Genomic DNA, 7155 nt, shown 5'->3' on the forward strand with positions numbered 1-7155 from the left:
AATGCAAAAAAATTCTGCATCGAAAATGCAGAATTAAATCACTATAAAATTAAGCTTCCAAGTTGATATACGACAAATGCTACAAGCCATGCAACTACAAGTTCAAAAACAATCATTTTAATCGTAAAACGCAATGAAGATTCTTTCTTGATCGTTGCAAGTGACCCAATACAAGGTATGTACAAAAGACAAAATAACATCAAGCAAAACGCATTCAAGCTAGTAAAGCCTAACGTAGATAAACTTGTCATCAAACTGGACATTCCATGAGCCGAATTAATATTAGCCACTCCAAACAAGACGGCCGTACTTGAAACAACAACTTCTTTAGCTGATATTCCCGCAACCAAGGCAACACATATCTGCCAAAAGCCAAGGCCAACAGGTGCCATGATTGGTACCAATATATTTCCCAGCATAGCAGCTAAACTTTCAGAAACATCAACTGTATATCCACTCGTTCCAATATGCATCAAGATCCAGATAACAATTGAAGCAATGAAAATCGTCGTTCCTGCTTTCGTTAAAAAATCTTTGACTTTTTCCCATACATAAATATAAACAGTATATGCACTAGGCATCTTATACATAGGCAACTCGATCAACAAAGGATTGGTATTTTCTTCTTTATCAATTTTATGTAAGATCCATGCTACCAAAAGCGCAATCAAAATACCGATTATGTACATTGAATATGCTGCAAACATCGCATACTTACCAAAGAACATTCCACTAAATAAGATATATACAGGCAATTTTGCACTACAGGACATAAACGGCGTAATCAACATTACGCGCTCTCGATCTTTTTTAGATTCAAGGGTACGACTTGCCATGATAGCTGGAACTGTACATCCAAATCCTAATACCATAGGAATAAAAGCTCTTCCGGACAACCCCAATTTATCCATGATATCATTCATCACATACGCGACACGTGCCATATATCCACTGTCTTCCAAAAAAGCCAGTGCCAAGAATAAGATAATGATATTTGGTAAAAAAGTAATGATTCCACCAACACCACCTATTACACCTTCTGTGATCAAATCAATCAACCAAGCTGATACGTGAAGCCTTTCCAATCCAACTGTCGAAATTCCAATAAACCAATCAATAAAAATTTCAACATATCCTTTGATCGCATCTCCTAATAGGAAAGTCAATCCAAATACTGCCAGCATGATCAATAAAAAAATCAAAATACCGCCAATCGGATGCATGATATAAGAATCAATTTTGTCCGTCAATTCTTCTTTTTGTTTTTTTCCTAATAATACTTCATGCAACAAAGCCTGGATAAAATCATATTTTTCATTAATGATTTCAGTTTCATACCCATCCGAATCAAAATCAACATTCAAAGAATATTTTTCCTTGATCTCATTATCATTTTCCAACCATTTTATCGCATGCCATCTGGTATCCTTTAAACCATATTCTTTTTGAAGTTCTTTTTCTACTTTAGAAATAGTCTTTTCAATTTCTTTAGAATACACCATCGCATGTTCTTTAACACGTTCATCATGGATCGATAAAGGTTTATGGTTGATACCAGCTGTTGTTGGCCCAATCGCTTGTTTTTGATGAACAGCTGCATGAATTAGAGTCTGGATGCCCTTTTTCTTTCTTGCCACAACCGGAACGACTGGGATTCCTAATATCTCCGCCAAACGATGTAAGTCGATTTCCATTCCCCTTTTTTCGACAATGTCCATCATGTTTAATGCCATAACCATTGGTTTATCTAACTCTAATAATTGAAGAGTTAAATATAGACTTCTTTCTAAGCTCGAAGCATCTACAACATCAATGATGACGTCCACCTGATCACTGACAATAAACTGCCTGGACACTTGTTCTTCCATCGTATAAGACGTTAAAGAGTATGTCCCTGGAAGATCTACGACATGAATCGTCATATTATGTTCCTTAATAGCGCCTTCCATCCTTTCGACGGTTACGCCTGGCCAATTAGCTACCTTTAAATTAGCTCCTGTATATGCATTAAATAAAGTCGTTTTTCCACAGTTTGGGTTACCTATAAATCCTACAGTTATTTCTTTTGACATGGAAGCACCTCGATATGTTCACTAATATCTTTCCCTAAAGCAAAACGTGTACCTCTTAGATTAATTGCAAGAGTTCCGTTGTGCTTTTTATGCAAAATTTCTATTTCTGTATCCAAAGTCATTCCTAAAGCCTGTAATCTTCTCTGGGTTTGAAAAGCTAAGTCCATCGAAATAACACAATATTTTCCATGAATATTTCCTTCACTTAAATTCATACTTCCTCCTAGATACTTTAGTAAGTTTAAGACCCTCCGAAACATTTGTCAAATACTTGATAAATAGTTATTAAAAGTGTGTTATACTCAAGTCATGAAAATTATTATATCTCCTGCAAAACAAATGAAGTCAAATGAAGATACTTATTTTCCTCTAACTTCTCCATTATATTTGGAAAAAGCCAAAAAGCTTGTCGGACATTTATCGAAACTATCTTATCAACAACTAAAAACTGTCTTAAATTGTTCTGACTCCCTTGCCAAAAAAGCTTTTGAAAACTATCAGACCATCGACTTTGATCACAATCCATCAATGGCAATATTAAGTTATAATGGAATTCAATATCAATATATGGCTCCATCTGTTTTTACTGATGAAGAATTTGCGTATATTCAAGATCACCTATTCATTCTATCCGGACTGTATGGAATCTTAAGACCTTTTGATGGAATCGTTTCTTATCGTCTGGAGATGCAGGCCAAATGCCCTTTCTCCCTTTATGAATATTGGAATCAAGATCTAGCAGATGCGATCCAGGATGATACGATCTTAAATCTTGCCAGCGAAGAATACGCAAAATGTATTCGTAAATATAAAAAACTTATTGACGTTCGCTTCTGTCAAAGGGTTCAAGGTAAACTTAAAGAAAAAGGTGTTTATGCCAAAATGGCACGAGGCGACATGGTTCGATATCTAGCACAAAATCAAATTGAAACCATTGATCAGGTAAAAACTTTTAATTATCAAAACTATGTTTTTTCACCTGAAGACAGCACCGGTTCATTATTAACATTTATCCAGGAATGATCCTGGATCTTTTTATTAAAAAACACGCTTGATTTAAGCGTGCTCATTGGCAAAATATTCAAAACATATCTGATTGATATCTCCGATCACATTAACACCATTCGTACCTAATGTAGTAAATATGGCAATACTATAAGGAATATTTACTTCTTCTACAAATCCAGCCACATTTTCTGCATAATCATAAGATCCATATTTCTGGGCTGCATGCGTATTGATTCGCAAATCAAGATAATTATTAGGCATGGCATTTTTCATATTCTCAATCAAAGTTGAAAAGGAATCTTTATGATCATAAAGATATTGTAATACATCGCACGTATAATTTGGTGTTAAGACATTCTCATAAGAATAAAATTCATCATCCATTTGGCGCGATGTATATTTAGTTGCCTCTTGTTTAAAATTCGTCCATCCGCCAAGATTCTCAAATAAGATATGTCCTGCCGTATTGTCTGATTTTATGATCAAAGAATTCAATAACGTTTCTAGGGTAATGTTAGAACCTGCCGCATATTCATCGGCAACTCCGGCTCCACTTTCATAATATGCTGGATCATAATACAGTGTATCCTGTAAAGTGATTTCTCCATTATTCACTTTTTCATACCATATCATTGCCAGCGGTAATTTATATACACTTGCAGCCGTAAATTCAACATCTCCATTGATTTCATACACTTCAATATCATCTAGAGATCGAATTGATATGCCTATTTGTTCCTGCGAAATGCCATTCTCAGTTAAATAAGCGTTGATCGAATCAATCAATTGTGTACTGGGTTCTCTAGTGTTCACGACCACTTCTTCTTGTTTGCTTGTTTTTTCTGTTGTATCCTCAGCTACCTCTGCTTCAAATTTTCCATCAAAGATAAAAGATCCAATAACAAGTCCTAAACAAAGACAAACAACAATGCTAAGCGCCTTTATCAATATATCCTTGGACAAGAGATTACTCTCCTTTAGAACATTGCTCTAGGATAGATACTACAAGTCGAGTCTGATCACAGAGTTTTTCATAAGCTTCTATATCATTTAAACGCGTAATTCTTTCAAATTCAGCACATTCATAGGTCATATGCATGATCTGTTCGATACCTATATTCAGAGTGTTCGATACATCTTTTTTACCAATCATATCTTTTTTAGGTGGAATAAATTCAACATGAGAACAAACTCCACAACTTGATCCAAATACACGAATCGTTCCCTGATCCCCTTGAATATATACATGATTTTCACTTGAACTGTCTTTAGCACCTACGCACGTTGCGATAAATCCTGGATATCGCATGATCAAGATTCCACTGGTATCAATGCCATTATATCCTCTATTCGCAATATATGACACGGATTCCGGTTTTCCAAAGATACCTGTTACAAAGTGAATACAATATACATTGATATCCATCAAGGCACCACCATTGAATGCAGGATCGAAGGCATTTGTCTGTTCATGGTTTTTATACTTTCCATAACGAGATGAATATTGAGAGAAATTACATTGAACAAATTTAAGTTCACCACAATCTTTTAAATGTTCTTTGACCAAAGCATAGTTTGGTAAATGAATCGTTGTGATCGCTTCAAAAATGAATACATTATTTTCTTTGGCAAGTTCAAACAATTCAATACATTCTTTTAAGGTTGGTGTAAATGGCTTTTCATTAATCACATTCTTCTTAGCAAGAATTGCTTTTTTAGACTGTGAATAATGTAAAGAATTTGGACTGGCAACATAAATCGTATCAATTTCTGGATCATTTAACATTTCATCAAGATTCCAATAATACTTCTTTACACCATGTTTTTTTGCATATTCACAAGCCTTTTGTTCACTTCTTGAATATACCGCTTCAATTGACATATGATCAGTCATATTGACGGCTTGGATCATTCTGTCAACTATTACTCCTGTGCCAATTGTTCCTATCTTCATCTCTTTCTCCTTTTTTATGACTGTCTTTTCGATTATCTTTTTTCTTGGAATCATTTTTGCGGGATTTTGGTTTATCTCGGTAAATTCTGAAACATACACCATCTTCCGTATTATATCCTTTTACCTTGTATTTATTTGCCTTGGCAACTTTCGATACGATAGAAAGACCTAAACCAAAACGACCACCTTCACCTTTTTCATAAGGTCTAAACAAAGATTCGATCCTATCTTCTGGCATCTTTGGGCCATCATTTGAAATCTTTAGATCATCTTCTGTCACGGTTATCTTAATATATGATTTTGCATACCTAAAAGCATTGTCCATGATGTTTTCAATGGCAACACGCCAAGATTCTAATAATCCATCAAAGAAAACTTCCTCAACTTCTGTAATAACACGAATTTCTGAACGAATCACTGCAGAATTTAGTACAACTTCTTCGACAACCTCTTTCATGTTCGTTACAACACCTTCGGAATCACTCGTAACAAGATATTCAACACGGTTTAAATACAACAAGTTATGCACCTTATCCTCTAAACGTTGGGCATTGTCTAAAATAACATCGACGCTGCCTTCCAGTGTTCCATATGGATAAATACCATCTTTGATAGATTCGGAATACGACTTGATTGTAGCAATTGGTGTCTTTAAATCATGAGAAATGTTATGAATCATTTCTTCTTTGGCTTTTTCCTGTCGAGTCAACTCATCTTTCATTGTTACTAAAGCATTAGCCACTTCACCAATCTCATCTTCTCGATTTAGATACAATTCAACTTGTTTACCCTGTTTAATTTGCTCAATATATGATTTGATCTGATTCAACGGATGAATAATAGAGAATACCCATACAATCATTATCAACAAGATCAAGGAAAACGCCAACACGGTAACATACACAGTCGAATCAATTACTGAATCTCTCAGACTGGTCGAATAAGTCTCATCCATGAAACTAGCCACATAGAAATTAAGTGTTCCCGCATTTTGAATACGATAATAATATCCTATATGGTCAATTATAACGGTCCCTGTTTTAATATCAACACCTGTTTTTTCCATATCTTTACATTCACTGCCTAAAAAATTATAAACAGCCTGATGTTCCTGTGTATTATTATCTCCAAAAGCTAAAACTTGATTCCCTTGAATCAAACAATTTGTCTGAATCGTGTCAGATGACATGAATTCATAAAAATCTTCATCAAGGATCTCAGCGTTTCTTTGAATGATGTTAACGATTGGTTGTTGCCTAGCTGCCATTAGATCATACATCTGTTCAGCTAAAGTTGTATCAATATTCTTAGAAAGAAACACAAAGAAGAATGCGGCGAAAAATGCTAAAAACAAAAGAATGAGTGCGAAAACCTGCTGCGTTAAAGATAATCGGCGAAAAAGATTTACTGATCTTTTCATTGTCCTATCCTAAACGATATCCATAGCCATAAATCGTATGGATGTTAAGATTAGGCAGCTTTTTACGCAAACGACGCAATGTATCATCAACAACACGATCACTTCCAAAATAGTTTTCATCCCATACATTTTCCAAAATCTTATCACGAGAGAAAGCAATTCCTTTGTTCTTGATAAACATCATTAATAAATCAAATTCTTTTGTCGTCAATTCAATTTCATTATTGTCATAATAAATCTTTCTTTGTTCTTCATCTAATTCATAGCCATCGATGCTGATACGGTTATTATCGTCTTTATAAGCACGTTTAATAATATTGTTTACACGTAATACCATTTCTTTTGGCGAGAAAGGTTTCGTAATATAATCATCACTACCTTTTTCAAGACCAATTATACGATCAAATTCCTTATCACGCGCTGACATGAAAATTACCGGGATCTCTGGACCCTGCAAGCGAATTTCTTCAATTAGATCAAAACCTGATTTGTCATCCAACATGATATCCAAGATCCATAAATGAACATCATCATCTTGAACATGAGCGCTGGCTTCTTCATATGTATAGTACGATCTAACTTCATAACCTTCTTTGCGTAAATATTGGGCAACAAGATTATTAAGATCTTTTTCATCTTCTACAACACAGATTACTCGTTTCATAATAACCTCCTCCTAGTAATTATTCTTTTCAACAAAC

General features: G+C 34.7%; 7 protein-coding genes. 1 reads left to right on the forward strand and 6 read right to left on the reverse strand.

The genetic code is table 11. The annotated features are described in order from the left end of the window. Nucleotides 1–41: 41 nt before the first annotated feature. Together feoB and HMPREF0367_RS02315 are read right to left on the reverse strand one after the other, a co-directional pair. Nucleotides 42–2072, reverse strand: coding sequence for a ferrous iron transport protein B (gene feoB, locus HMPREF0367_RS02310; RefSeq protein WP_035400803.1), 2031 nt, complete (start codon nt 2070–2072; stop codon nt 42–44). After that, the gene (locus HMPREF0367_RS02315; RefSeq protein WP_035400806.1) at nt 2057–2287 is read right to left on the reverse strand and encodes a FeoA family protein; all 231 of its coding nucleotides are present in this window, start codon (nt 2285–2287) and stop codon (nt 2057–2059) included. Before HMPREF0367_RS02315 ends, feoB begins: the two co-directional genes overlap by 16 nt. 94 nt (nt 2288–2381) lie before the next feature. Between HMPREF0367_RS02315 and yaaA the strand changes: the two genes are divergently transcribed. Further along, nucleotides 2382–3095 carry a peroxide stress protein YaaA gene (gene yaaA, locus HMPREF0367_RS02320; protein WP_035400808.1) on the forward strand — a complete coding sequence of 238 codons (714 nt, stop codon included), beginning with the start codon at nt 2382–2384 and terminating at the stop codon, nt 3093–3095. A gap of 33 nt (nt 3096–3128) precedes the next feature. Here yaaA and HMPREF0367_RS02325 read toward each other — a convergent pair whose 3' ends face one another. The 4 genes from HMPREF0367_RS02325 to HMPREF0367_RS02340 are packed head-to-tail and all read right to left on the reverse strand — an operon-like array spanning nt 3129 to nt 7118. Then, entirely contained in the window at nt 3129–4043 is a 915-nt protein-coding gene (locus HMPREF0367_RS02325; protein ID WP_035400810.1) for a serine hydrolase, read from the reverse strand. 4 nt (nt 4044–4047) lie between these two features. Beyond that, the gene (locus HMPREF0367_RS02330) at nt 4048–5034 is read right to left on the reverse strand and encodes a Gfo/Idh/MocA family protein (protein ID WP_035400814.1); all 987 of its coding nucleotides are present in this window, start codon (nt 5032–5034) and stop codon (nt 4048–4050) included. After that, entirely contained in the window at nt 4997–6454 is a 1458-nt protein-coding gene (locus HMPREF0367_RS02335; RefSeq protein ID WP_035400817.1) for a HAMP domain-containing sensor histidine kinase, read from the reverse strand. Before HMPREF0367_RS02335 ends, HMPREF0367_RS02330 begins: the two co-directional genes overlap by 38 nt. Before the next feature lie 4 nt (nt 6455–6458). Further along, nucleotides 6459–7118 (reverse strand): response regulator transcription factor, encoded by a 660-nt coding sequence (locus tag HMPREF0367_RS02340; RefSeq protein ID WP_015535101.1) that lies wholly within the window; start codon nt 7116–7118, stop codon nt 6459–6461. Nucleotides 7119–7155: the final 37 nt, after the last annotated feature.

This window comes from Faecalitalea cylindroides ATCC 27803 (assembly GCF_000469305.1).
GTDB lineage: Bacteria > Bacillota_I > Bacilli_A > Erysipelotrichales > Erysipelotrichaceae > Faecalitalea > Faecalitalea cylindroides.